22 protein-coding genes are annotated in these 23,692 nt (G+C 70.4%); 14 read left to right on the top strand and 8 right to left on the bottom strand.

The genetic code is table 11. From position 1 onward, the window contains the following. Positions 1 to 43: 43 nt before the first annotated feature. Positions 44 to 1,252: a PucR family transcriptional regulator gene (locus DEJ49_RS10725; RefSeq protein ID WP_150183925.1), complete on the bottom strand. Its 1,209-nt coding sequence runs from the start codon at positions 1,250 to 1,252 to the stop codon at positions 44 to 46. A gap of 71 nt (positions 1,253 to 1,323) precedes the next feature. Here DEJ49_RS10725 and DEJ49_RS10720 point away from each other — a divergent pair, with 71 nt between their 5' ends. Beyond that, entirely contained in the window at positions 1,324 to 1,986 is a 663-nt protein-coding gene (locus DEJ49_RS10720) for a pirin family protein (protein WP_150183924.1), read from the top strand. 17 nt (positions 1,987 to 2,003) lie between these two features. On the opposite strand, the gene DEJ49_RS10715 is transcribed toward DEJ49_RS10720, so the two are convergent. Together DEJ49_RS10715 and DEJ49_RS10710 are read right to left on the bottom strand one after the other, a co-directional pair. Beyond that, on the bottom strand, positions 2,004 to 2,825 hold the full coding sequence (locus tag DEJ49_RS10715; RefSeq protein ID WP_150183923.1) for a serine hydrolase domain-containing protein: 822 nt from the start codon (positions 2,823 to 2,825) through the stop codon (positions 2,004 to 2,006). 19 nt (positions 2,826 to 2,844) lie between these two features. Further along, positions 2,845 to 3,339 carry a GNAT family N-acetyltransferase gene (locus DEJ49_RS10710; RefSeq protein ID WP_150183922.1) on the bottom strand — a complete coding sequence of 165 codons (495 nt, stop codon included), beginning with the start codon at positions 3,337 to 3,339 and terminating at the stop codon, positions 2,845 to 2,847. 95 nt (positions 3,340 to 3,434) lie between these two features. On the opposite strand from DEJ49_RS10710, the gene DEJ49_RS10705 reads away from it, so the two are divergent. Continuing rightward, positions 3,435 to 3,854 carry a MerR family transcriptional regulator gene (locus DEJ49_RS10705; protein WP_150183921.1) on the top strand — a complete coding sequence of 140 codons (420 nt, stop codon included), beginning with the start codon at positions 3,435 to 3,437 and terminating at the stop codon, positions 3,852 to 3,854. A 3-nt stretch (positions 3,855 to 3,857) separates the two neighbouring features. After that, complete coding sequence (locus tag DEJ49_RS10700; protein ID WP_150183920.1) at positions 3,858 to 4,874, top strand: aldo/keto reductase; 1,017 nt, start codon at positions 3,858 to 3,860, stop codon at positions 4,872 to 4,874. Positions 4,875 to 4,889: 15 nt separating this feature from the next. Here the strand turns inward: DEJ49_RS10700 and DEJ49_RS10695 are convergent, their stop codons facing one another. From DEJ49_RS10695 to DEJ49_RS10685, 3 genes are all read right to left on the bottom strand, one after another. Next, positions 4,890 to 5,774 (bottom strand): DUF4429 domain-containing protein, encoded by an 885-nt coding sequence (locus DEJ49_RS10695; RefSeq protein ID WP_190329313.1) that lies wholly within the window; start codon positions 5,772 to 5,774, stop codon positions 4,890 to 4,892. A 75-nt stretch (positions 5,775 to 5,849) separates the two neighbouring features. Next, positions 5,850 to 7,061 carry an alpha/beta hydrolase gene (locus tag DEJ49_RS10690; RefSeq protein WP_150183919.1) on the bottom strand — a complete coding sequence of 404 codons (1,212 nt, stop codon included), beginning with the start codon at positions 7,059 to 7,061 and terminating at the stop codon, positions 5,850 to 5,852. Positions 7,062 to 7,167: 106 nt separating this feature from the next. Next, complete coding sequence (locus tag DEJ49_RS10685; RefSeq protein WP_223832790.1) at positions 7,168 to 7,821, bottom strand: TetR/AcrR family transcriptional regulator; 654 nt, start codon at positions 7,819 to 7,821, stop codon at positions 7,168 to 7,170. Positions 7,822 to 7,957: 136 nt separating this feature from the next. Between DEJ49_RS10685 and DEJ49_RS10680 the strand changes: the two genes are divergently transcribed. Together DEJ49_RS10680 and DEJ49_RS10675 are read left to right on the top strand one after the other, a co-directional pair. Next, entirely contained in the window at positions 7,958 to 9,568 is a 1,611-nt protein-coding gene (locus DEJ49_RS10680) for an MFS transporter (protein ID WP_150183917.1), read from the top strand. 163 nt (positions 9,569 to 9,731) lie between these two features. Continuing rightward, a complete protein-coding gene (locus DEJ49_RS10675) occupies positions 9,732 to 10,106 on the top strand; it encodes a peptidase inhibitor family I36 protein (RefSeq protein WP_150183916.1) in 375 nt (124 codons plus the stop codon). 214 nt (positions 10,107 to 10,320) lie between these two features. On the opposite strand, the gene aceE is transcribed toward DEJ49_RS10675, so the two are convergent. Next, positions 10,321 to 13,053, bottom strand: a complete 2,733-nt coding sequence (aceE, locus tag DEJ49_RS10670; RefSeq protein WP_150183915.1) for a pyruvate dehydrogenase (acetyl-transferring), homodimeric type — start codon at positions 13,051 to 13,053, stop codon at positions 10,321 to 10,323. Between the two features lie 369 nt (positions 13,054 to 13,422). Here aceE and DEJ49_RS10665 point away from each other — a divergent pair, with 369 nt between their 5' ends. The 6 genes from DEJ49_RS10665 to DEJ49_RS10640 all read left to right on the top strand — a co-directional run bounded on the left by DEJ49_RS10665 (position 13,423) and on the right by DEJ49_RS10640 (position 18,004). Next, the gene (locus DEJ49_RS10665; protein WP_150183914.1) at positions 13,423 to 13,854 is read left to right on the top strand and encodes a DUF3052 domain-containing protein; all 432 of its coding nucleotides are present in this window, start codon (positions 13,423 to 13,425) and stop codon (positions 13,852 to 13,854) included. A 162-nt stretch (positions 13,855 to 14,016) separates the two neighbouring features. Next, positions 14,017 to 14,484 carry a peroxiredoxin gene (locus DEJ49_RS10660; RefSeq protein WP_150183913.1) on the top strand — a complete coding sequence of 156 codons (468 nt, stop codon included), beginning with the start codon at positions 14,017 to 14,019 and terminating at the stop codon, positions 14,482 to 14,484. 113 nt (positions 14,485 to 14,597) lie between these two features. Continuing rightward, a complete protein-coding gene (locus DEJ49_RS10655) occupies positions 14,598 to 15,173 on the top strand; it encodes a TerD family protein (RefSeq protein ID WP_055545611.1) in 576 nt (191 codons plus the stop codon). Positions 15,174 to 15,300: 127 nt separating this feature from the next. Then, positions 15,301 to 15,876, top strand: coding sequence for a TerD family protein (locus DEJ49_RS10650; protein ID WP_150188149.1), 576 nt, complete (start codon positions 15,301 to 15,303; stop codon positions 15,874 to 15,876). Positions 15,877 to 15,940: 64 nt separating this feature from the next. Continuing rightward, positions 15,941 to 17,086 (top strand): DUF475 domain-containing protein, encoded by a 1,146-nt coding sequence (locus DEJ49_RS10645; RefSeq protein ID WP_150183912.1) that lies wholly within the window; start codon positions 15,941 to 15,943, stop codon positions 17,084 to 17,086. Positions 17,087 to 17,266: 180 nt separating this feature from the next. Beyond that, positions 17,267 to 18,004, top strand: a complete 738-nt coding sequence (locus DEJ49_RS10640) for a Tellurium resistance (RefSeq protein WP_150183911.1) — start codon at positions 17,267 to 17,269, stop codon at positions 18,002 to 18,004. A 25-nt stretch (positions 18,005 to 18,029) separates the two neighbouring features. Here the strand turns inward: DEJ49_RS10640 and DEJ49_RS10635 are convergent, their stop codons facing one another. Next, positions 18,030 to 18,881 carry a TerD family protein gene (locus tag DEJ49_RS10635; protein WP_150183910.1) on the bottom strand — a complete coding sequence of 284 codons (852 nt, stop codon included), beginning with the start codon at positions 18,879 to 18,881 and terminating at the stop codon, positions 18,030 to 18,032. Positions 18,882 to 19,127: 246 nt separating this feature from the next. Here DEJ49_RS10635 and DEJ49_RS10630 point away from each other — a divergent pair, with 246 nt between their 5' ends. Genes DEJ49_RS10630 through DEJ49_RS10620 form a run of 3 tightly spaced genes read left to right on the top strand, consistent with a single transcriptional unit; the run spans position 19,128 to position 23,691 of the window. Continuing rightward, positions 19,128 to 20,330 (top strand): HpcH/HpaI aldolase/citrate lyase family protein, encoded by a 1,203-nt coding sequence (locus tag DEJ49_RS10630; protein ID WP_150183909.1) that lies wholly within the window; start codon positions 19,128 to 19,130, stop codon positions 20,328 to 20,330. A 14-nt stretch (positions 20,331 to 20,344) separates the two neighbouring features. Beyond that, positions 20,345 to 22,879, top strand: coding sequence for a phosphoribosyltransferase (locus DEJ49_RS10625; protein ID WP_190329312.1), 2,535 nt, complete (start codon positions 20,345 to 20,347; stop codon positions 22,877 to 22,879). Further along, a complete protein-coding gene (locus DEJ49_RS10620; RefSeq protein WP_150183907.1) occupies positions 22,876 to 23,691 on the top strand; it encodes an HAD family hydrolase in 816 nt (271 codons plus the stop codon). The genes DEJ49_RS10625 and DEJ49_RS10620 overlap by 4 nt, the downstream gene beginning before the upstream one ends. Position 23,692: the final 1 nt, after the last annotated feature.

Raw genomic sequence — 23,692 nt, 5'->3', positions numbered from 1 at the left:
CGCTGGGGGATTTGTAGGAGGCCGACAAACCCGCCGACAAACCCTACGACTGAGGATCGCCGTCGGCCAGCCGCCCCAGGATCAGCGCGATCCGCAGCGTGAAAGCCGAGCGGACGTCGGAAGGTGACCAGCCGGTGACGTCAGTCACACGTCGGAGCCGGTAGCGCACGGTGTTGGGGTGGACGAAGAGCATTCTGGCCGCGCCTTCGAGGCTGCTGGCTTGTTCCAGATAGACGCTGAGCGTCTCCAGGAGCGCCGAGCCCGCTTCCTCCAGTGGTCTGTAGATCTCCTCCACCAACTGCTCGCGCGCCGCCGGATCCCCCGCGATCGCGCGTTCGGGCAGCAGATCGTCCGCGAGGACGGGCCGCGGGGCGTCCTGCCAGGCGGCGGAGGCCTTGAGTCCGGCGGCCGCGGCCTGCGCGGAGCGGGTGGCGGCGAGCAGGTCGGGGACGATGGGCCCGGCCACCACGGGACCGGCGGCGTACGGGCCGATCAGGGACTTCGCGACGTGCAGCGGATTGTCGTTGCCGCCCGCGATGACGACCAGGCGGTCCCCGAGCACACCCGTCAGGACCTGCAGTTTCGCGTGCCGGGCGGCGCGGCGGATGGCCTCCACGGTGAGCTCGCTGTCGCCGTCGGGGGCGGTGCCGAGGACCACGCAGACGTGTTCGGGCGAGTTCCAGCCGAGGGCCGCGGCGCGCGAGACGGCGCCCTCGTCGGCCTCGCCGGAGAGGACCGCGTTCACGACGAGCGATTCGAGCCGGGCGTCCCAGGCACCGCGTGCCTCGGCGGCCTGCGCGTACACCTGCGCGGTGGCGAAGGCGATCTCGCGGGCGTAGACGAGGAGGGCCTCCCGCAGCACCGACTCGTCGCCCGGCGCGGCGACCTCGTCGATCGCCGACTCCATGACCTCGATCGTCGTACGCACCATCTCCACGGTCTGGCGCAGGGTGATCGCCCTGGTCAGCTCGCGCGGGGCGGTGCCGAAGACGTCGGTGGAGATGGCCTGGGGGGCGTCCGGGTGCCGGAACCACTCGGTGAACGCGGCGATACCGGCCTGGGCGACCAGGCCGATCCAGGAGCGGTTCTCCGGCGGCATCGCCCGGTACCAGGACAGCGTCTCGTCCATGCGCGCGATGGCCTGCGCCGCGAGGCTCCCGGACGACTTCTCCAGGCGCTTCAGGGTCGCGGCATGGGCGTGGGCGGACCGTCGGGCGTCCTGAGGGGCTGCGTTCGCTGAAGGTTCGGGCACGGGGACAAGACTGCCTTATCGGGGCGGGGACATGCGGTGCAGGGGCCTGGACCTGTCCTACCGTGGGGGGCGTGATTGATGTACGGCGCTCCGGCGACCGGTACCGCGGCGGGGAGACCGCGGCCGGCATCGAGTCCTGCCACGCCTTCTCCTTCGGTTCCCACTACGACCCCGACAACCTCCGCTTCGGCGCGGTCCTGGCCTGCAACGAAGAGCGCCTGGCGCCCGGCGCGGGCTTCGACGAGCATCCGCACAGCCACACGGAGATCGTGACCTGGGTCGTCGAGGGCGAGCTCACCCACCGCGACTCGGCGGGCCACGCGTCCCTGGTCCGCCCCGGCGACGTCCAGCACCTCTCGGCCGCGGGCGGCGTCCGCCACGTGGAGCGCAACGACGGCCCCGACCCGCTGGTCTTCGTCCAGATGTGGCTGGCCCCGCTCGCCCCGGGCGGCGAACCGTCCTACGAGGTGGTGCGCGGGATCGCCGACTCGACGCCGTACGCGGTGCCGGACGCGGGGGCGCTCCTGCACGTGCGGCGGCCCGCGGCGGGCGAGCGCCTCGCGATACCGGAGGCGCCGTTCGTGTACGTCCACGTGGTGCGCGGCAGGCTGTCCCTCGCGGGTGACCTGCTGGAACCGGGCGACTCGGCGCGGATCAGCGCCGAGCCGGACCTCGAAGGGGAGGCCCAGGGCGGGGCCGAGGTACTGATCTGGGAGATGACGAGCGCCGCCTGACCGTGGTGCTCGTGTGCCTAGCCGCGGAGGTCGGCGAGCACCGCGTCGGTGAACGGGGGCCACACCTCGGCGGCCCACGGCCCGAAGGGCCGGTCGGTGAGCGCGACGCAGGCCGCCTGCGCGTCGGGGTCGATCCACAGGAACGTACCGGCCTGTCCGAAGTGTCCGAAGGTCCGAGGCGAGGACGAACTCCCCGTCCAGTGGGGCGACTTGGAGTCCCTGATCTCGAAGCCGAGCCCCCAGTCGTTGGGGTTCTGGTGCCCGTACCCGGGCAGGACGCCCTTCAGGCCGGGGTACGTCACGGTCATCGCCGCCGCCACGGTCCGCGCGTCCAGGAGCTGCGGGGCCTGCACCTCGGCCGCGAACCGCACCAGGTCGTCGACCGTCGACACGCCGTCCTTGGCGGGCGAGAGGTCGCCCTCCAGCGCGGTGGACGTCATCCCCAGCGGCTCCAGGACCGCCTGCCGCAGGTACTCCACGAAGGGGATGTCGGTCGCCTTGGCGATGTGATCGCCGAGCACCTCGAACCCCGCGTTCGAGTACAGCCGCCGTGTCCCCGGCGCCGACGTCACCCGGTGCTCGTCGAACGCGAGGCCACTGGTGTGCGCGAGCAGGTGCCGCACCGTCGACCCCTCGGGCCCGGCGGGCTCGTCGAGCTCGATCGCCCCCTCCTCGTACGCGACGAGCGCCGCGTACGCCGCGAGGGGCTTGGTGACCGAGGCGAGCGCGAACCGCCGGTCCGTGGGGCCGTGCGCCCCCACGACGGTGCCGTCCGCCCGGACGACGGCGGCGGCAGCGGTGGGGACCGGCCAGTTCTCGATCAATACGAGGCTCTGCATGCGTCCGAGCCTAAGGCGCTCACAGGTTGAGCCGCATCGAGGGGTCGGGCTTGCGGACGAAGCCGAGGGAGGCGTACAGCGGTTCTGCCTCCGCCGACGCGTTGAGGTCCACGCTGCGCGCCCCGCGCTCGCGGAACCAGTCGAGCAGCACCTCCATGGCCGCTCGCGCGTACCCCCTGCGCCGCTGGTCCGGGTCGGTGGCGACGCTGAAGACCGAGCCGGTCAGGCCCTGCGGGTTGCCCGCGCGCCCGATCCGGTAGTCGAGCGTGCCGACGGCCAGCGCGGCGAGCCCGCCGGGGCGCTCCGGATGATCGACGACGAACGCCGCGAAGTCCCCCTCGGGCTCGGCGAGCCGACGCCGTACGGTCGGCAGGGACTCGGCGTGCCAGCTCGTGTCGGACGCGTCGGCGCCCACGGCGCCGGAGCGCCCGGCGAAGACGGAGTCGATCATCACCTGCCTCAGTCTGAGCAGTTCCTCGGCGTCTTCCGGCGTGGCACGGCGTACGAGACTCATGCGGGGGACCGTACTGACCAGGGGCTGAGACGTCTCCCGGATTTCCGTCGGATCCGCTTGCTTGGAGTGCACTCCAAGGTTCTAGCGTGTGGGTCATGACGGTGACGGAGACCAGGACCCAGGCGAAACCGGACGGGCAGGACCACTACACGATCAGTGAAGTCGTCGACCGCACCGGCCTCTCCGCCTACACCCTGCGCTGGTACGAGCGGATCGGCCTGATGCCGCACATCGACCGCTCCCACACGGGCCAGCGCCGCTACAGCGACCGCGACCTGAACTGGCTGTCCTTCGTCGGCAAGCTGCGTCTGACCGGGATGCCCGTGGCGGACATGGTCCGGTACGCGGAGCTGGTGCGCGAAGGGGAGCACACCTTCCCCCAGCGCCAGGAACTCCTGGAGCAGACCCGGCGCGACGTCCGCGCCCGCATCGCGGAGCTGCAGGACACCCTCGCCGTCCTCGACCACAAGATCGACAACTATGCGTGCGCCCGCAGGGCGTCGGAAAGGCCCTGACTGATGACGGACAAGGCAATAGCGAAGGTGCGGCTCGGCACGGGCGGCCCCGAGGTCGGCGTCCAGGGTCTCGGCTGCATGGGCATGAGCTTCGCCTACGGCCCCACGGACACCGACCAGGCCCGCGCCACCCTGGACCGCGCACTGGAGCTCGGCGTCACCCTCTACGACACCGCCGACGTCTACGGCGCGGGTGAGAACGAGGAGTTCCTCGCCCCCTTCGTCAAGGCGCACCGCGACGAGATCGTCATCGCCACCAAGTTCGCCCTGGGCATCGACCCGGCGGAGCCGACGAAGCGGCGCATCGACAACAGCCCCGCGTACATCCGCGCCAGCGTCGACGCGAGCCTGCGCCGCCTCGGCACGGACGTCATCGACCTCTACTACATGCACCGCCGCGACCCGAACGTGCCGATCGAGGAGACCGTCGGCGTGCTCGCGGAGCTCGTCGCCGCGGGCAAGGTCAAGCACATCGGCCTGAGCGAGGTCACCGGCGGCGAGCTGCGCGCCGCGCACGCCGTCCACCCCGTCGCCGCCGTGCAGTCGGAGTGGTCGCTGTTCAGCCGCGACATCGAGCGCGGCGTGGTCCCCGCCGCCGCCGAGCTCGGCGTGGCCCTCGTGCCGTACTCCCCGCTCGGCCGCGGCTTCCTCACCGGCTCGTTCGTCAGCGCCGACAAGGAGCTCGGCGAGGACGACTTCCGGCGCCAGCAGCCCCGCTTCACCGGGGACAACGCCACCGCCAACGCCGCCCTCCTGGCCCCCGTGCGCTCCGTCGCCGAGGCGCACGGAGCCAGCCCCGGCCAGGTCGCGCTCGCCTGGGTCCAGCAGCAGGCGGACGTCCACGGCCTGCCCGTCGTCCCGATCCCCGGCACCCGCAAGGCCACCCGGGTCGAGGAGAACACCGCGGCCACCCGCATCACCCTCACCGAGAACGACCTCGCCGCCCTCGAACCGATCGCCGCGGGCGTCGCGGGCGACCGCTACGCCGACATGACCTTCACGTCGGCGGGACGCGAGTAGTCCGTACCGGGTGGCTCACAGCTCGGCGAGGAGCTCGGTCTTCTTCATCGTGAACTCGTCGTCCGTGAGCAGACCCGCCTGATGCAGCTCGCCCAGGTGCCGGATGCGCTCCGCGATGTCCGCGGGGTCGCGCCGCACGGCGGGCGTCACGGCGGCGGCGACGGCGCCCGGGCCGTCGGAGTTCGGCGCCGGGCCCGACGCCCGCACCGCCGCGAGGACCGACGCGGCGAACGGCAGCGATTCGTGGACCGGGCCGTACCCGAGGCCGAAGACGACGGCCGCCGGGTCCTGGTCGGCCTGTGCGGGCTGCGCCACCGGCGTCTCGCGCCGCAGCAGCCGCAGATGACCCTCGAACACCTCGGGGGAGCGCCACTCGATGCCGCTCAGGTCGGTGACCGGGAAGCTCTGGTCACCGGCCTTCCACTTCGCCGAGGACGCGCCGGTCCAGAACCAGCGGAACGACACCAGCTTCCCGTCGAAGGACGCCTTCCCGTCGTACGCCTTGAACTGCAGCGGCGCCTCGGGCGGCGCCACCAGGAAGCGGTCCGCGCTCTCGCCGTCGTCCGGCCGGAGCTGCGCCCGCAGCTCGTCCGCGTAGTACTCGGCGAGCGTCTCCCGCTCCGCGGGCAGCACCAGGCGGTACGGGTCGCAGCTCTCCTTGAGCTGACCCGCCGCGGCCTCCATCAGAGGATCGGCGCCCGGTCTCGGGACGGCATGCAGGACCACGGTCCCGCGTTTGCCGGGGGAGAGCGTCACCGCCGAGATCGCATCGAGGGGGACGCGCCGTTCGCCGAGCGCCTGGAAGAGCTTCGGCGTGCGGATTCCCCGTTCGAAGCGGATGAGCACAGAGTCGGACTCGAACTCCCAGGCGGCATGAAATCCGGCCAGAACATCACCCATGCGGCTCATCGTAGGCGGCACGCGCTCCTCCGTCCCTCCCGCGGCGGGCCGCTGTTTCATCGATTTCTACGCGCGTCAGGCCGCTGCCCCGCCGGAAATACCCTTCCGGCAGGCACCGTCCCCGCTCGCGCACCGCACCGCGTGGTACGAACCAGTCCCGATTTCCGCGAAGTTCCGCAGGCTCTCCGTGCCCGGCTCGAAATAGCCGGTGTGCCCCCGGGCGCCCGCCGCGGAGAACACGCGCGCGCCGAAGCCCTCGGCCACCGGGTCGGCGCCGTGGCCGAGCCCGCCGAACTCCATGTTCGGAACGTCCTGGATCCAGTCGTCGCCGTCCCGGGTCGCCCAGATCCGGGCGCCCGTGTCCAGCTGGGACGCCGAGTCGGCCCGCATGCCGGGGCTGCCCGCCACCGCGATGTCCGTGACCCGCGAGGGCAGGTCCCGCGCGGCCACACCGCACACCACGGAGCCGTAGCTGTGGCAGTACAGCGCGACCGGCGTACGACCGGGCAGACCGCGCACCATCGCTTCGAGGCGGGTGGCCCCGTCCTCGGCGCGCATGGCGGTGGCCGCGTCCACGCCGATGCCGACGGGCGCGGTGTAGTCGGCCCAGGCGATCACGGCGGTACGCGCGCGGGGGCTGACCGCGCGCTCCTCGCGGTAGAGCGACTTCGCCATGCCCACCGGTGCCGAGTACTTGCGGAACGTCCGCTCGAAGGTGAGCACGTTGGTGTCGACACCGGGCACGACGACGGAGACACGGCGCGCCTTGTCTATATCTCCGAAGACCTCCGCCATGCGTCCGGAGCCCATGGGGTCGAAGGCGAGGACCTGGCGTCCCGGGCGCATCATCACGCCGAACCGCTTCATCCTGCGCTCGGCCTCCTGCTGGCCCAGCGGGGAGAGGCGCTTGTCGTGCATGCGCGCACGCTCCACCTTGCGGGCCTGACCCAGCGCGATGTGGTTCGCACGGTAGCGGAGCGTGGCGGGCGCGCCGTTCATGTTGCCGACCGCGAGCGGGTAGCGGCCGGCGAGCCGGTCGCGCTGGTGTCCGTCGAGGGAGGCGAAGAAGCGGGCGAGCCGGCCCGCGGGGGCATCGGCGTCGGGCAGCGGGCGCCCATCGATGCTTCCCCGCTCCCAGGCGGAGAGCGCGGCTTGCAGGGGCGACGCGTCGCCCTTGTTGTGGCGCACGGCGGTCCAGCCGGTGGTCGCCAGCATGACGAACACGACGGCAAGCGCGAGCAGCGCGCGCCATGCGTTGAGTTGAGGGGAGGAGTCGAAGGAAGTCACTACGGAACACCCTAGGAGAACCGTGATGTTTACCGTGCATCGCGTGGTGCAGATCACGTTTCTGAAGGGTGAATTGAGGCATGGCGGGCGCATCCGCGCCACCGGGTCACGCTCCGTGCGGGGTGCGCCAGCCCTCCGCCAGTGCGGGCCCCAGGTGGTCGAGGTACCGCTCCGTCAGCGCGCGGATGGACTCCGGGCTCGTGTCCTCGCCCGCGCCCCACTGGCGGCCCGTGATCCGCATGACCCCGCTGAACGCGGCGACCGCCACGCGCGGCCGCGGGTCGGTCTCCAGGTCGAGCCCCTCGCGCTCGGCGATCACGCGGGCGACCTCGTCCTCGGTCTCGATGGAGCGGCGCAGATGGACGGCGAGCAGGGTGGGCGTCGACTCGATCATCTGATAGGTGCGCATGTGGAGTTCGACGGGGACGACCTCCTCGATGGACTGTCCCATCGCTTCCCAGGTGCCGAGGACGGCGCCGCGCAGCGCCTCCAGCGGGGCCTCGTGGGCGGGGCGGTCGCGCACGGCCTGGACGAAGCGCGCCTCGATCATCTCCTGGACGGCGAAGGCGGCTTCCTGCTTGTTGGCGAAGTAGCGGAAGAAGGTGCGCTGCGAGACGTCGACCGCTTCGACGATCTCGTCGACGGTCGTCTCCTCGTACCCCTTGGTCGTGAAGAGTTCGAGTGCCACGCGCAGGAGGGTGTCCCGGGTGCGCTGCTTCTTGAGCTCGCGCAGTCCTGGCGCCGGCCGGGTCGTCTTCACACCGTGGCCCTCTCCCTCGCGTCTTTGTCGCGTTCTCGTCGCGTTTTCCCAGTTCACCATACCTGTGAGCTACGTGACAGTTACCGACTTGTGAAATGGTTTGTCAACTGTCAGTCGCTGTCACTAGCCTCCCCGTATGACTAGTCAGATCACCGTCGACAAGGCGGACAAGGCGCCGGAGCCCGCACCCGTTCCGGCCCCGGCCAAGGGGCTCCGTGGCCACCCCTGGCTGACGCTGTTCGCCGTGGCGATCGGCGTGATGATGGTCGCCCTCGACGGCACCATCGTGGCGATAGCGAACCCGGCCATCCAGAAGGATCTCGGCGCCACCTTCGCGGACGTCCAGTGGATCACCAACGGCTACTTCCTCGCGCTCGCCGTCGCACTGATCACCGCGGGCAAGCTCGGCGACCGCTTCGGCCACCGGCAGACGTTCCTGATCGGCGTGGTCGGCTTCGCCGCCGCCTCCGGAGCCATCGGCCTCTCGGACAGCATCGCTTTCGTGGTCACCTTCCGCGTGCTCCAGGGACTCTTCGGAGCCCTGCTGATGCCCGCCGCGCTCGGCCTCCTCAGGGCCACGTTCCCGGCCGAGAAGCTCAACATGGCCATCGGCATCTGGGGCATGGTCATCGGCGCGTCCACGGCAGGCGGCCCGATCCTCGGCGGCCTCCTGGTCCAGCACGTCAGCTGGCAGTCCGTCTTCTTCATCAACGTGCCGGTCGGCATCATCGCCCTGGTGCTCGGCATCGTCATCCTCAAGGACCACCGCGCGGAGAACGCGCCGAAGTCCTTCGACGTCGTCGGCATCGCGCTGCTCTCGGCGGCCATGTTCTGCCTCGTCTGGGCGCTCATCAAGGCCCCCGAGTGGGGCTGGGGTGCGGGCATGACCTGGACCTTCATCGGCGCCTCCGTGGTGAGCTTCGCGCTCTTCGCGGTCTGGGAGTCGAAGGTCGAGGAGCCGCTCATCCCGCTGGCGCTGTTCCGCTCCGTGCCGCTGTCCGCGGGCGTGGTCCTGATGGTGCTCATGGCCATCGCGTTCATGGGCGGACTGTTCTTCGTCACCTTCTACCTGCAGAACGTGCACGGGATGAGCCCTGTCGACAGCGGTCTGCACCTGCTGCCGCTCACCGGCATGATGATCATCGGCTCGCCGCTCGCGGGCGCCATGATCACCAAGATGGGCCCGCGCATCCCGCTGGCGGGCGGCATGCTCTGCACGGCCATCGCGATGTACGGCATGTCCACGCTGGAGGCCGGCACCGGCAGCGGCCTCATGTCGATCTGGTTCGCCCTCCTCGGCCTCGGCCTCGCCCCCGTCATGGTCGGCGCCACCGAGGTCATCGTCGGCAACGCGCCGATGGAGCTCTCCGGTGTCGCGGGCGGCCTCCAGCAGGCCGCGATGCAGATCGGCGGCAGCCTCGGCACGGCCGTCCTCGGCGCCGTCATGGCCTCGAAGGTCGACAGCGACCTGCCCGAGAACTGGGCCGACGCGAAGCTCCCGCCGCTGAGCGAGGCCCAGCTCGACAAGGCGGCGGAGGCCGTCCAGGTCGGCGTGGCGCCGGTGCCGCCGAAGGCTCCGCCGTCCGTCGCCGACCAGATCACCACCGTCGCGCACGACACCTTCATGTCGGGCATGGGCATGGCCTGCCTGGTCGCCACCGGCGTCGCCGTGGTCGCGGTGTTCGTCGCGTTCCTGACCAAGCGCGGCGACAACGCGGAGGCGGGCGCGGGAGTCGGCCACATCTGAGCCCCCCGGGATCAGGGAAAGCCCCTCAGGGACATCCTGGGGGGCTTTCGCCTATCAGGGTGGGCGGCGTCCGTACCCCTTCCGGCGCACCGGCGAGCGGGTCCACAGTGCAGTCAGAAGAACCGAGCAGTCAGAAGATCCGCTTCACACGGGGGTTCAGCACATGCGTACGACCATGCCCGCGACCGTCACGGCAGCCGCACTCGCCGCCGTCATCCTCACACCCGCACACGCCGGAGCGGCCGCCCCGCCGACGCTGCGCGCCTGCGGCCCGGGGGAGCTCTGTCTCTGGCAGAAGGCGCAGTTCAAGGGCGCCCGCCAGGTGTACGAGCTGTCGGACATCGACATCGAGAGCTGCACCGCGCTGCCGGAGGGGGGCAGCGCGGAAGCCCTCGCCAACCGCACGGGACGGCCCGTCACCACGTACCAGTCGGCGGAGTGCGCGGAGACCGGCGAGTTCGACACGTACCCGGGCGGCGGCACCTGGGCACCCGAATCGCCGTACCGCATCCGGGCCTTCAAGGTCTGGGAGAGCTGAAGGCGGGTACCCGGACCGTGGCGGGCCCCGGACGCACCACGCGCAAGCTCCCCGGCTCACGCGGCCGTACGGGGTCGCGGAACCGGCCGGATCGCGCGACGCACCGCACGTCCTGACGGGCCCGCAGACGCAAGCGGGAAAGCCGGAGGGCGACGGGAACCGATCCCGCCGCCCTCCGGCTCGCTTCTCCGCCCTGCCGGGCGCGCCGTACTGCCTACGCGTCGCCGCCCGCCGCGCCCGGGTCGGCCGCCGCGACGTCCAGAAGCTGGTAGCGGTCGACCGCCTGCTTCAGGACCGAGCGGTCCACCTTGCCCTCGCGCGCCAGCTCGGTCAGCACGCCGACCACGATCGACTGCGCGTCGATGTGGAAGTAACGGCGGGCCGCACCGCGCGTGTCCGCGAAGCCGAAGCCGTCCGCGCCGAGCGACTGGTACGTGCCGGGCACCCAGCGGGAGATCTGGTCCGGGACGCTCCGCATCCAGTCCGAGACGGCCACGAACGGGCCCTCGGCGCCGGACAGCTTCCGCGTCACGTACGGGACGCGCTGCTCCTCCTCCGGGTGCAGGAGGTTGTGGCGCTCCACGTCCACCGCCTCGCGGCGCAGCTCGTTCCAGGAGGTCGCCGACCAGACGTCCGCCTTGACGTTCCACTCCGAGGCCAGGATCTGCTGCGCCTCGACCGCCCACGGCACCGCGACGCCGGACGCGAGGATCTGCGCGGGGATGGCGCCCTGCTCACCGGACTTGAAGCGGTAGATGCCCTTGAGGATGCCGTCGACGTCCACGTCGGCGGGCTCGGCCGGGTGCTGGATCGGCTCGTTGTAGACGGTGAGGTAGTAGAAGACGTCCTCACTGTCAGGGCCGTACATCCGGCGCAGGCCGTCCTTGACGATGTGCGCGATCTCGTAGCCGAACGCCGGGTCGTAGGCGACGCAGCCCGGGTTCGTGGAGGCGAGCAGCTGCGAGTGGCCGTCCGCGTGCTGCAGGCCCTCACCGGTCAGCGTCGTGCGTCCGGCGGTCGCGCCGAGGACGAAACCGCGCGCGAGCTGGTCGGCCATCTGCCAGAACTGGTCGCCGGTGCGCTGGAAACCGAACATCGAGTAGAAGACGTAGACGGGGATGAGCGGCTCGCCGTGCGTCGCGTAGGCCGAACCTGCGGCGATCAGGGACGCCGTGCAGCCCGCCTCGGAGATGCCGTCGTGCAGCATCTGGCCCGTCGGCGACTCCTTGTACGCGAGGAGGAGTTCGCGGTCCACCGCCTCGTACTGCTGGCCGAGCGGGTTGTAGATCTTCGCGCTCGGGAAGAACGCGTCCATGCCGAAGGTGCGGTACTCATCAGGGGCGATCAGCACGAAACGCTTGCCGATCTCCTTGTCCCGCATGAGGTCCTTGAGGATGCGGACGAACGCCATGGTGGTGGCGATCGACTGCTGGCCCGAGCCCTTCTTCGCGGCCGCGTACGCCTTGTCCTCGGGGAGCTGGAGGGGCTTGGAGCGCACGACGCGGGTCGGGACGTAACCGCCCAGGCTCTTGCGGCGGTCGTGCATGTACTGGATCTCTTCGGAGTCGCGGCCCGGGTGGTAGTACGGCGGGGCGCCGCCCTCCAGCTGCTTGTCCGTGATCGGGATGTGCAGCCGGTCGCGGAAGCCCTTGAGGTCGTCGACCGTGAGCTTCTTCATCTGGTGCGTGGCGTTGCGGCCCTCGAAGTTCGGGCCGAGGGTCCAGCCCTTGACCGTCTGCGCGAGGATCACCGTCGGCTGGCCCTTGTGGGCCTTCGCCGCCGCGTACGCCGCGTAGACCTTCTTGTGGTCGTGACCGCCGCGGCCCAGGTGCAGGATCTGCTCGTCGGTCATGTTCTCGACCATGGCGCGCAGCCGGTGGTCGTCGCCGAAGAAGTGCTCGCGGATGTACGAACCGGTCTCGGTCGCGTACGTCTGGAACTGGCCGTCGGGCGTGGTGTTGAGCCGGTTGACCAGGACGCCGTCGCGGTCCTGCGCGAGCAGCGGGTCCCAGCTGCGGTCCCAGACCAGCTTGATGACGTTCCAGCCGGCGCCGCGGAACTGCGACTCCAGCTCCTGGATGATCTTGCCGTTGCCGCGCACCGGGCCGTCGAGGCGCTGCAGGTTGCAGTTGACGACGAAGGTCAGGTTGTCCAGGCCCTCACGGGCGGCGATGGAGAGCTGGCCGAGCGACTCGGGCTCGTCCATCTCGCCGTCGCCGAGGTAGGCCCACACGTGCGACTTGGAGGTGTCGGCGATGCCGCGCGCCTCCATGTAGCGGTTCATGCGGGCCTGGAAGATCGCGCCGAGCGGGCCGAGGCCCATCGAGACGGTCGGGAACTCCCAGAAGTCCGGCATGAGGCGCGGGTGGGGGTAGGACGACAGACCGTTCGGGGCCTTCGACTTCTCCTGGCGGAACGCGTCGAGCTGCTCCTCGGAGAGCCGGTCGAGGAGGAAGGCGCGGGCGTAGATCCCGGGGGACGCGTGCCCCTGGAAGAAGATCTGGTCGCCGCCGTCGCCCTCGTCCTTGCCGCGGAAGAAGTGGTTGAAGCCCACGTCGTAGAGCGAGGCGGAGGAGGCGAAGGTGGCGATGTGGCCGCCGACGCCGATGCCGGGGCGCTGGGCGCGGGAGACCATCACCGCGGCGTTCCAGCGGGTGGCGTTCAGGACCTTGCGTTCGATTTCCTCGTTGCCCGGGAAGAACGGTTCGTCCTTGGTGGCGATCGTGTTGACGTAGTCCGTACTGCGCATCTCCGGCACGGCGACGCGCTTCTCCCGCGCGCGCTCGATCAGCCGGAGCATCAGGTACCTGGCCCGCTCACGGCCGCGTTCGTCGACCGCGGCATCGAGGGAGTCGAGCCACTCCTGGGTCTCTTCGGGATCGAAGTCCGGGACCTGACTCGGCAGGCCGCCAATGATGATCGGGTTGCGATCGGATCCGGAAGCCACGCTGTTCCTTCGCTGTTGGGGCTTTCGCCTGGGTCATGCCTGGCCGTGCACCGCTCCCCATCGTGTACCTCGCGGACGCAAACGTCATGTCTACTGAGAGGTAACCGAGACGCCCGGTCGGCCGCCCCTGGGGTAGGCTCGGCCCAAATCGCAACGATACGCCCATCCTGCCTAACCGCTTCGCAGAGCCGTTCGGTCTCGTACGGATGTGGCGACAGTTGCGGCGACACGGTCGGGAACGTCACCGTTTCGGCGGTCTCGGCGGCCGGGTACTTGCGCGATCCGTCCCGCCCGTGTGGACTACGGCCAACGCCCCGCGCACGCGCGTGGCTGACAGGCATTCCCAAAAACATGATCAGGAGGCAATCCGTGAGCGCGACCGCGGACCACGCGGAGACGAACCTTGCCGTAAGGCTTGGTTTCCAGCCCGACCAGGTGGTCCAGGAGATCGGCTACGACGACGACGTCGACCAGGAGCTCCGCGAGGCCATCGAGCAGGCCACAGGCACAGAGCTCGTCGACGAGGAGTACGACGACGTGGCCGACGCCGTGGTGCTCTGGTTCCGTGAGGACGACGGGGACCTGACTGATGCGCTGGTGGATGCCATCGCGTACATGGAGGAAGGCGGCTCGATCCTGCTGCTGACTCCGAAGACCGGTCGTGACGGTTACGTCGAGCCGAGCGAGATCGGCGAGGCGGCCACCACCGCCGGACTGTCGGCGACCAAGAGCGTCAACGCCGGCAAGGACTGGAGCGGCAGCCGGCTCAACACGCCGAAGGGCGCCGCCAAGAAGCGATAGCGCTCCGCCGGAACGAGTGCTGGTGAGGCTCCTCGCCGACCTGCTGGTCGGCGGGGAGCCTCGCGCATGCGTGGGGTACGGGCCGCGGGGAACGCGCGGACGTAGGGTGGGGTCACCCGAACAGCCCCACTCGAATGGGCCCCGTCGAAGGGATGCGTACACATGGCGCTCGATGGAATCGCGGCCGGCACCAAGGCCCCGGATTTCGAGCTGAAGGACAACCACGGCCGGACCGTGAAGCTGTCCGACTTCCGCGGCGAGAAGAACGTGGTGCTGCTGTTCTACCCGTTCGCCTTTACCGGCGTGTGCACCGGCGAGCTCTGCGCGCTCCGCGACGAGCTCCCGAAGTTCGTCAACGACGACACCCAGCTGCTCGCGGTCTCCAACGACTCCATCCACACGCTGCGCGTCTTCGCCGAGCAGGAGGGCCTGGAGTACCCGCTGGTCTCCGACTTCTGGCCGCACGGTGAGGTCTCGCGGGCGTACGGCGTCTTCGACGAGGAGAAGGGCTGCGCGGTGCGCGGCACCTTCATCATCGACAAGGAGGGCGTGGTGCGCTGGACCGTAGTCAACGACCTGCCCGACGCGCGTGACCTGAACGAGTACGTCGAGGCGCTCGAAACGCTCTGAGCGAGCCCTGTTTTCGCTCGCGGCCGGGAACCGGTCACTAGGATCCACACGTTGATCCGATGGCAACGCAACGCTTGGGGCTCCCCGCCCCTGGACACCAATTGGGAGGACTCGTGGGAGTCAGCCTCAGCAAGGGCGGCAACGTATCGCTGAGCAAGGAGGCGCCGGGCCTGACCGCGGTTCTGGTCGGCCTCGGCTGGGACGTCCGCACCACCACCGGTACGGACTTCGACCTCGACGCAAGCGCGATCCTGACGAACGCGGAGGGCAAGGTCAGCAGTGACCAGAACTTCGTCTTCTTCAACAACCTGAAGAGCCCCGACGGCTCCGTCGAGCACACCGGTGACAACACCACCGGTGAGGGCGAGGGCGACGACGAGGCGATCAAGGTCGACCTGGCCGCGGTCCCCGCCGACGTCGAGAAGATCGTCTTCCCGGTCTCGATCTACGACGCCGAGAACCGTCAGCAGTCGTTCGGCCAGGTGCGCAACGCGTTCATCCGCGTCGTGAACCAGGCGGGCGGCGCGGAGATCGCGCGGTACGACCTCTCCGAGGACGCCTCGACGGAGACCGCCATGGTCTTCGGCGAGCTGTACCGCCACGGCGCCGAGTGGAAGTTCCGCGCGGTCGGCCAGGGCTACGCCTCGGGTCTGCGCGGCATCGCGCAGGACTTCGGCGTCAACGTCTGAGCCGAGCACGCCCCAGCGCTCTCCGTCCGGCGCCGCACAGTTTCGAGGTGCGGCGCCGGACGTGCTCACCACCCCGTGCGCGTCACCGCTGTCCGGGGATTTCCGTCACCACGGGGAGGACTTCACCATGGGCGTCACGCTCGCCAAGGGAGGCAATGTCTCCCTCTCCAAGGCCGCACCGAACCTCACCCAGATCCTCGTCGGCCTGGGCTGGGACGCGCGCTCCACCACCGGCGCCCCCTTCGACCTCGACGCCAGCGCGCTGCTGTGCAACGCGGGCCGTGTCCTCGGCGACGAGTGGTTCGTCTTCTACAACAACCTGCAGAGCCCCGACGGCTCCGTCGAACACACGGGCGACAACCTCACGGGTGAGGGTGACGGTGACGACGAGTCGCTCCTGATCGACCTCTCCAAGGTCCCGGAGAACTGCGACAAGATCATCTTCCCGGTCTCGATCCATGACGCGGACAACAGGGGCCAGACGTTCGGCCAGGTCAGCAACGCGTTCATCCGCGTCGTGAACCAGGCGGACGGCCAGGAACTGGCCCGCTACGACCTCAGTGAGGACGCGTCGTCGGAGACGGCGATGATCTTCGGCGAGGTGTACCGGTACGGGGGCGAGTGGAAGTTCCGTGCAGTCGGGCAGGGGTACGCGTCGGGTCTGCGTGGTATCGCTCTAGACTTCGGGGTCAACGTTTCGTAAAGCAGGGGACCGGCGCGGGGGAGACCGCTACACGGGAGCCCGTACATACACGATTGGGTAGCCAGTGCTTCTGAAAACCTTCGGCTGGTCGTTCGCGGTGACCGCGCTCGGCCTGGTCGCCGCGGTGTTCTACGGGGGGTGGACAGGCTTCGGCGTCGTGGCGATCCTGTCCGTCCTCGAGATCTCGCTGTCCTTCGACAACGCGGTGGTCAACGCCGGAATCCTGAAGAAGATGAATGCCTTCTGGCAGAAGATCTTCCTCACCGTCGGTGTGCTGATCGCGGTCTTCGGCATGCGGCTGGTCTTCCCCGTCGTCATCGTGGCCATCAGCGCCAAGATCGGCCCGATCGAGGCCGTCCGTCTCGCGCTCAACGACAAGGACCAGTACCAGCAGCTGGTCACCGACGCGCACCCGTCGATCGCCGCCTTCGGTGGCATGTTCCTGCTGATGATCTTCCTCGACTTCATCTTCGAGGACCGGGACATCAAGTGGCTGGGCTGGCTGGAGCGTCCGCTCGCCAAGCTCGGCAAGGTCGACATGCTGTCGGTCTGCATCGCGCTCGTCGTGCTCCTGGTCTCCGCCATGACCGTCGCCACCCACGCCCACCAGCACGGCGGCATGCATGTGGACAAGGCGCAGACGGTCCTCATCTCGGGCATCGCGGGTCTGATCACGTATCTCGTGGTCGGCGGCCTCTCCGGGTACTTCGAGAACAAGCTCGAGGAAGAGGAGGAGCGCGAGCACGAGCAGGAGGAAGCGGCCGCGAAGTCGGGCAAGAAGGTTCCTGCCGTCGTCCTGGCCGGCAAGGCCGCGTTCTTCATGTTCCTCTACCTCGAGGTCCTGGACGCGTCCTTCTCCTTCGACGGCGTCATCGGCGCCTTCGCCGTCACCAACGACATCGTGCTGATGGCCCTCGGCCTCGGTATCGGTGCCATGTACGTCCGGTCCCTCACGGTCTACCTGGTCCGCCAGGGCACCCTCGACGACTACGTGTACCTGGAGCACGGCGCGCACTACGCGATCGGTGCCCTCGCGGTGATCCTCCTGGTCACGATCCAGTACGAGATCCACGAGGTCATCACCGGATCCGTCGGCGTCATCCTGATCGCCTGGTCCTTCATCTCGTCGGTGATCAGGAACAAGCGGCTCGCGGCGGCCGAGGGGCAAGGGAGTTCCGGAGACAAGGCGGAGGTCTCCTCGGGCGTCTGAGACTGACCGATTCCCTCACCGAGCTGTCCGATTCCGGTTCCCGGAGTGTGACGGCGGCCGGGGTGAGGAACGCTCTGTGCGGGGCGGCCGTCGAGGAGATGTCCTCATGGCCGCCCCGTCGGTATTCGTGTCGGTATTCGTGTCGGTATCAGTAGGGGAACAAGGGCACTTGGGGGCGGAATGTCCTTCTGGGACGGTCTGTGGCGTGGGCGTTCGACGGACTATGAATCGGGCAGCGCCGCCACCAACTCCATCGAACTGACCAAGCGGCACCCGACGGTCTCGCTCTCCAAGCAGGGCGCGGCCACGGGCAACCTCCGCGTCAACCTGTCCTGGCAGATGCGGACGTCCGATCTGATCGGCAAGCCGCGCGGCGGCGGGCTGCTGCGGCACCCCTTCCAGCTGTTCCGGCCCGAGCCGGTCCAGGCGCACACGCAGAGCATGGTCAACGTCGACCTCGACCTGGGCTGCCTCTACGAGCTGGCCGACGGCGACAAGGGCGTGGTGCAGCCGCTGGGCAACTTCTTCGGCAGCCTCAACTCCCCGCCGTATGTGAAGGGCAGCGGCGACGACCGGTTCGGGTCGGGCTCGGGCGAGACGCTGTACGTGAACCTCGACCACCGCGAGTCGATCAAGCGGCTGCTGATCTTCGTCTACATCTACGACCAGACGCCTGCCTTCGACCGCACCCACGCGAAGGTGACGCTCTACCCCAGCAACGGCCCCCGGATCGAGATCGACCTGGACGAACGGCAGCCGCAGGCCCGCTCGTGCGCGGTCGTCTCCATCGAGAACGTCAAGGACGAGCTGATCGTGCGCCGCGAGGTCAAGTTCGTCTACGGCTTCCAGGCCGAGCTCGACCGGCTGTACGGCTGGGGGCTCCAGTGGGGCCGCGGCTACAAGAGCAAGGTCGGCTGACCCCGTGCGGGCCCCGTCGCCGGGCTCAGCGGGACAGGAACTGCGGCCCCTGCGGAGGCAGCCGGAAGTTCGGGTCCGGCATCGGGGTCACCGGCTGCGGATAGCCGTACGACGGCTGGGCGACCGGGGCCGGCTGCACGATCGGGGTCGGCTGGGTGGGCGCGGCCGGCGGATAGCCGTAGGAGGGCTGGGGCGCCGGGTGCCGGGGCGGCTCGGGCGGATAGCCGTACGAGGGCTGCGGCGGCGACTGCGGGGCGGGCTGGTGCTGCGGCATGGGCTGCTGGGGCGGCAGCGGGAAGGAGGTGGAGGGCGGTGGCTCCGGGGCCGCGGAGTCCGAGTCGTCCACGGAGATGCCGAAGTCCGAGGCGAGGCCCTCCAGGCCGTTGGAGTACCCCTCGCCGAGCGCGCGGAACTTCCAGCCCTCACCGCGGCGGTAGAGCTCGCCGCAGATCAGCGCGGTCTCCTCGCCGGTCTGCGGGGTGATGTCGAAGTGGGCGAGCGGCTCGCCGTCGGGGACGGTGGCGTCGTACAGCAGGATCCGCAGCGCGGGGACGTGCTCGAAGGCGATGCCCTCCGCCGACGCGGCGAGGAGCACGCGGCTCACGGCCGGGTCCATGCCCGCCAGGTCCGTCTGGATCGTGTCCGTCAGGCCCTCGGCGGTCCGCTTCTTGCCGAGCCGCCAGACCTTGCCCGCCGGGTGGCGCGGCTGGTTGTAGAAGACGAAGTCCTCGTCCGAGCGCACCCGGCCGTCGCCGCCGAGCAGCAGCGCCGACGCGTCGACGTCGGGGACGCCCTGTCCGGGGGTCCAGCGCAGCACGGCGCGGACGGCCGAGGCTTCGAGAGGGACGTTCGACCCCTTCAACATCGCGTGCGTCATGTGGTCATCCTGCCTTCCCCCGCAGAGGTGGGACAACGCGGGGGGCCCAAGGTCCCGGCCGCGTCACCATGCTCCTGACCTGCGGGTGGTGCGAGCGTGCGACGGTTGTGTGGTGAGCATGTGTGACATGGCCGGGTTACCTGAAGTTCATGCCCGGAGGGAACCCCCGGCACCCGTCTCTACGTACTATTACCGGCCACATCAGAACGGCCCACGTCGACGAAACAGGCGATAGCAGGGAATCACATGCGTCATTTCGGGCATATCGCCCCAGAGGTGCGGCACCGCCTCTTCCACCGGGAGCCGTGTGCCTTCACCGCGGACTCCCCGCCCCACCTGCTCGCGCCCGCCCTGGGTGCCACGCTCTACAGCCCGGCCACCCGCCCCCGGCTCGCCGAGGACATCCTGAAGCAGGCCGCGCGCGGCGTGGTCTCCATGGTGGTCTGCCTGGAGGACTCCATCGACGACGGCGAGGTCGCCGGCGCCGAGGAGAACCTGGTCCGGCAGTTCGCCGACCTGGCGGAGCGGGGCGTCGAACCGCCCCTGCTCTTCATCAGGGTCCGCGCCGCCGAGCAGATACCCGACCTGGTCCGCAGGCTCGGCCCGAGCGTCCGGCTGCTGTCCGGATTCGTGCTGCCCAAGTTCACCGAGGAGCGTGGCGTTCCGTTCCTGGAGGCGCTCGTGGCCGCGGAGGCGGAGCTTCCGGCGGGATCCGGCGGTCCTGACGGCTCCGACGGACCGGCGCGACGGCTCTTCGCCATGCCCGTCCTGGAGTCGCCCGAGCTGCTGCACCTGGAGAGCCGCGCCGAGACCCTCTCCGGCATAGCCCGCACCGTCGACAAGTACCGCGACCGGATCCTCGCGCTGCGCCTCGGCGTCACCGACTTCTGCTCCGCGTACGGACTGCGCAGGCCGCCGGACATGACCGCGTACGACGTGCAGATCGTCGCCTCCGTCATCGCCGACGTCGTCAACGTCCTCGGCAGGGCCGACGGCACCGGCTTCACCGTCACCGGACCGGTCTGGGAGTACTTCCGCGTGCAGGAGCGGATGTTCAAGCCGCAGCTGCGCCGCAGCCCCTTCCTGGAGAGCCGCGCCGACGCGCTCCGCCAGGCCCTCATCGAGCACGACATGGACGGACTGCTCCGCGAGATCGAGCTCGACCGCGCCAACGGCCTGCTCGGCAAGACCTGCATCCACCCCTCGCACGTACTGCCCGTGCACGCGCTCTCCGTGGTCAGCCACGAGGAGTTCAGCGACGCCGAGGACATCCTGCGCCCCGAGCGGGACGGCGGCGGGGTCCTGCGCTCCTCGTACACGAACAAGATGAACGAGGTGAAGCCGCACCGCGCCTGGGCCGAGCGGACCCTGCGCCGCGCCGAGGTCTTCGGCGTCGCCAGGCAGGACGTCGGCTTCGTGGAACTGCTGGCGGCGGGGCTGCCCGGCTGATGAACAAGAGGAACATGACGCACATATCGCAGCACGAGAACGACAGCGAGAACGTGGCGCCGCAAGCGCCGGTGTGGTCGGGGAGCTGGGTCGCCGAGCGGCTCGGCGTCGGCCTCGACGGCGACGACGCGCTGCGCGGCATGCTCGGCCTCGCCCTGCGCCGCAACCCCAAGCGGGCCCACCTCCTGGTCTCCAACGTCCTGGGCAAGCACGTCCCGCAGCTCCCGTCGGTCGTGTACGCGGCCGGGCACGACCTCGGCGTCCGGGTGCGGAACCTGCTCGGCGACGAGGAGGCCGGACGCGCCGTCGTCCTCGGCTACGCGGAGACGGCGACGGGCCTCGGCCACGCCGTCGCCGACGGCGTCGCCCTCGCCCCCTACCTGCACTCCACCCGGCGCCCCGTCGAGGGCGTCCAGCGCGCGGGCGGCTTCGAGGAGTCCCACTCGCACGCCACATCCCACCTGCTGCTGCCCGAGGACCCCCGGCTGCTCGCCGGGGACGGCCCACTCGTCCTCGTCGACGACGAGTTCTCGACCGGCAACACCGTCCTGAACACGGTGCGCGCCCTCCACGAGCGCTTCCCGCGCGAGCGGTACGTCATCGTGGCGCTCGTCGACATGCGCTCGCCCGAGGACCAGGGGCGGCTCGACGGCTTCGCCCGCGAGATCGGCGCGCACGTCGACCTCGTCGCGGCCGCGTCCGGCACGGTCCGGCTGCCCGACGGCGTCCTGGAGAAGGGGCAGGCGCTGGTCGCCGAGTACGAGGGCGGGTCCGGGAACGATCCGGAGGGCGCCGCCGCTCTGCCCGTCCCGCAGCCCCGGGGGGAGCGTGGTCCGAGCGGTCACGTCAACCGCGTCGAGCTCGACTGGCCCGCGGGCGTCCCCGACGGCGGGCGGCACGGCTTCACGCCGGCGCACCGCGCGGCCCTCGACGCGGCGCTGCCCGGCATGGCGGACCGGATCGCCCGTGAGCTGCCCGCCGACGCGCGCCGCGTGCTCGTCCTCGGCTTCGAAGAGCTGATGTACGCCCCGCTGGCGCTCGGCGTCGAGCTGGAACGGCGTACGGACGCGGAGGTGCGGTTCTCCACCACGACCCGGTCGCCCGTCCTCGCCGTGGACGACCCCGGCTACGCGATCCGCACCCGCCTCGCCTTCCCCGCGCACGACGAGCCCGCCGACGGGCCCGGCACGCGGTACGCCTACAACGTCGCGGGTGCCGGCTTCGACGCGATCGTCGCGGTCGTGGACTCGGTCGCCGACATGCCCGAACTGCACGCCCCGGACGGGCTGTTGGCCCAGCTCTCCGCGCACACCGGACACGTCCTGCTGGCCGTGATCCCGTCGTACGTGCCCGAGTACGTCCCTGAGCACGTTCCTGAAAGGTCCCGCATGCTTCCCGAGCCACTCCGTGGCCCCGCCTTCTCCTCGTACGCGTCCGAAGACGTCGGCTGGCTGCTCCAGGACCTCTCGGACGTGACGCTCGAAGCGCCCACGGAGGAACGCGAGGAGGCGATACAGAGCGGTGGCGCGCACTACGCCGAGTCGCTGCCCGTCGAGTACCAGCCGAGCGAGCGCTACCAGGAGCTGTTCCGCGCCGCGCTCGACACCTCCGCCGCCCGCATCGCACAGGCCGTCGGAACCGTCACCGAGACCGTGCTCGCGGAGCGGTCCCCGCGCCCGGTCCTGGTCTCCCTGGCCCGCGCGGGCACGCCCGTCGGCGTCCTGATGCGCCGCTGGGCCGCGCACCGGCACGGTCTCGACCTGCCGCACTACGCCGTGTCGATCGTCCGCGGCCGCGGCATCGACGCCAACGCGCTGCGCTGGCTCGCCGCCCACCACGATCCGGCCGACGTCGTCTTCGTCGACGGCTGGACCGGCAAGGGCGCGATCACCCGCGAACTGGCGGATGCGATCAGGGAGTTCGAGGAAGAGGGCGGCCCCACCGGCTTCAACCCCGAGATCGCCGTGCTCGCCGACCCCGGCTCGTGTGTGCGCACCTACGGCACCCGCGAGGACTTCCTCATCCCCTCCGCCTGCCTCAACTCCACGGTGTCGGGGCTGATCTCACGCACCGTCCTGCGCGCCGACCTGGTCGGCCCCGATGACTTCCACGGCGGCAAGTTCTACCGCGAGCTCGCCGACGCCGACGTGTCCGGGCACTTCGTCGACGCGGTCGCCGCGCGCTTCGACGGGGTCACCGACGCGGTGGACGTACGCGTCAAGGAACTGCTCTCGGCCGACCGCGCGCCGACCTGGGAGGGCTGGGCCGCCGTCGAGCGGATCAGCGAGGAGTACGGCATCCACGACGTGAACCTCGTCAAGCCGGGCGTCGGCGAGACGACGCGCGTGCTGCTGCGCCGCGTCCCCTGGAAGATCCTGGCCCGCAAGGGCGCGGGCGCTGACCTCGACCACGTACGCCTGCTCGCCGAGCAGCGGGGCGTGCCGGTGGAAGAGGTCGACGAACTCCCGTACACCTGCGTCGGGTTGATCCACCCGCAGTACACGCGCGGCGCGACGGGCGCGGACGGCAGGGCGGTGGCGTCCCGATGACCGTCACCAGAATCGTCGCCAGCGACCTCGACCGCACCCTCATCTACTCCACGGCCGCGCTCGGCCTGAGCATGCCGGACGCACAGGCGCCGCGGCTCCTCTGCGTCGAGGTGTACGAGGGCAAGCCGCTGTCGTACGTCACCGAGACCGCCGCCGGGCTCCTCGACGAGCTGGCCCGCACGGCCGTCTTCGTGCCGACCACGACGCGTACGCGCGCACAGTACGGGCGCATCCATCTCCCCGGCCCCGCACCGGAGTTCGCGGTCTGCGCCAACGGCGGGCACCTGCTCGTCGACGGCGTCTCCGACCCCGACTGGCAGGCGGTGGTCGCGCGCCGCCTCGCCGCGGAGTGCGCGACGCTCGACGAGGTCCGCGCCCATCTCGTGCGCACCGCCGACCCCGCGTGGCTCCTCAAGGAACGCGTCGCGGAGGACCTTTTCGCGTACCTCGTCGTCGAGCGGGCGCTGCTGCCCGAGGAGTGGGTCAAGGAGCTCGCCATCTGGGCGGAGGAGCGCGGCTGGACGGTCTCGCTCCAGGGCCGCAAGCTGTACGCCGTACCGAAGCCGCTCACCAAGAGCGCGGCCGTGCGGGAGGTCGCGCGGCGGGCCGGGGCCGAGGAGATCCTCGCCGCGGGCGACTCGCTCCTCGACGCGGACCTGCTCCTCGCGGCGGACCGCTCCTGGCGGCCGGGGCACGGGGAGCTCGCGGACACGGGGTTCTCGGCGGCGGGCCTCACGGTGCTCACGGAGCGGGGGATCGCGGCGGGGGAGAAGATCGCCGGGGCGTTCCTCTCGGCGGTGGGGTCCCAGTAGC

Source organism: Streptomyces venezuelae, from assembly GCF_008642335.1.
Classification (GTDB): Bacteria; Actinomycetota; Actinomycetes; order Streptomycetales; family Streptomycetaceae; genus Streptomyces; species Streptomyces venezuelae_F.
Note: the sequence above shows the minus strand (reverse complement) of the source record. Positions and strands in the feature narration are given on the sequence as shown.

What these genes read in the sequence shown, in the direction of transcription:
- DEJ49_RS10705 (WP_150183921.1), top strand. Translation starts at nt 3,435, where the DNA reads ATGACGGTGACGGAGACCAGGACCCAGGCGAAACCGGACGGGCAGGAC.
- DEJ49_RS10650 (WP_150188149.1), top strand. Translation starts at nt 15,301, where the DNA reads ATGGGCGTCACGCTCGCCAAGGGAGGCAATGTCTCCCTCTCCAAGGCC.
- DEJ49_RS10635 (WP_150183910.1), bottom strand. Translation starts at nt 18,881, where the DNA reads ATGACGCACGCGATGTTGAAGGGGTCGAACGTCCCTCTCGAAGCCTCG.
- DEJ49_RS10675 (WP_150183916.1), top strand. Translation starts at nt 9,732, where the DNA reads ATGCGTACGACCATGCCCGCGACCGTCACGGCAGCCGCACTCGCCGCC.
- DEJ49_RS10715 (WP_150183923.1), bottom strand. Translation starts at nt 2,825, where the DNA reads ATGCAGAGCCTCGTATTGATCGAGAACTGGCCGGTCCCCACCGCTGCC.
- DEJ49_RS10660 (WP_150183913.1), top strand. Translation starts at nt 14,017, where the DNA reads ATGGCGCTCGATGGAATCGCGGCCGGCACCAAGGCCCCGGATTTCGAG.
- DEJ49_RS10680 (WP_150183917.1), top strand. Translation starts at nt 7,958, where the DNA reads ATGACTAGTCAGATCACCGTCGACAAGGCGGACAAGGCGCCGGAGCCC.
- DEJ49_RS10695 (WP_190329313.1), bottom strand. Translation starts at nt 5,774, where the DNA reads ATGGGTGATGTTCTGGCCGGATTTCATGCCGCCTGGGAGTTCGAGTCC.
- DEJ49_RS10640 (WP_150183911.1), top strand. Translation starts at nt 17,267, where the DNA reads ATGTCCTTCTGGGACGGTCTGTGGCGTGGGCGTTCGACGGACTATGAA.
- DEJ49_RS10620 (WP_150183907.1), top strand. Translation starts at nt 22,876, where the DNA reads ATGACCGTCACCAGAATCGTCGCCAGCGACCTCGACCGCACCCTCATC.
- DEJ49_RS10630 (WP_150183909.1), top strand. Translation starts at nt 19,128, where the DNA reads ATGCGTCATTTCGGGCATATCGCCCCAGAGGTGCGGCACCGCCTCTTC.
- DEJ49_RS10625 (WP_190329312.1), top strand. Translation starts at nt 20,345, where the DNA reads ATGACGCACATATCGCAGCACGAGAACGACAGCGAGAACGTGGCGCCG.
- DEJ49_RS10710 (WP_150183922.1), bottom strand. Translation starts at nt 3,339, where the DNA reads ATGAGTCTCGTACGCCGTGCCACGCCGGAAGACGCCGAGGAACTGCTC.
- DEJ49_RS10700 (WP_150183920.1), top strand. Translation starts at nt 3,858, where the DNA reads ATGACGGACAAGGCAATAGCGAAGGTGCGGCTCGGCACGGGCGGCCCC.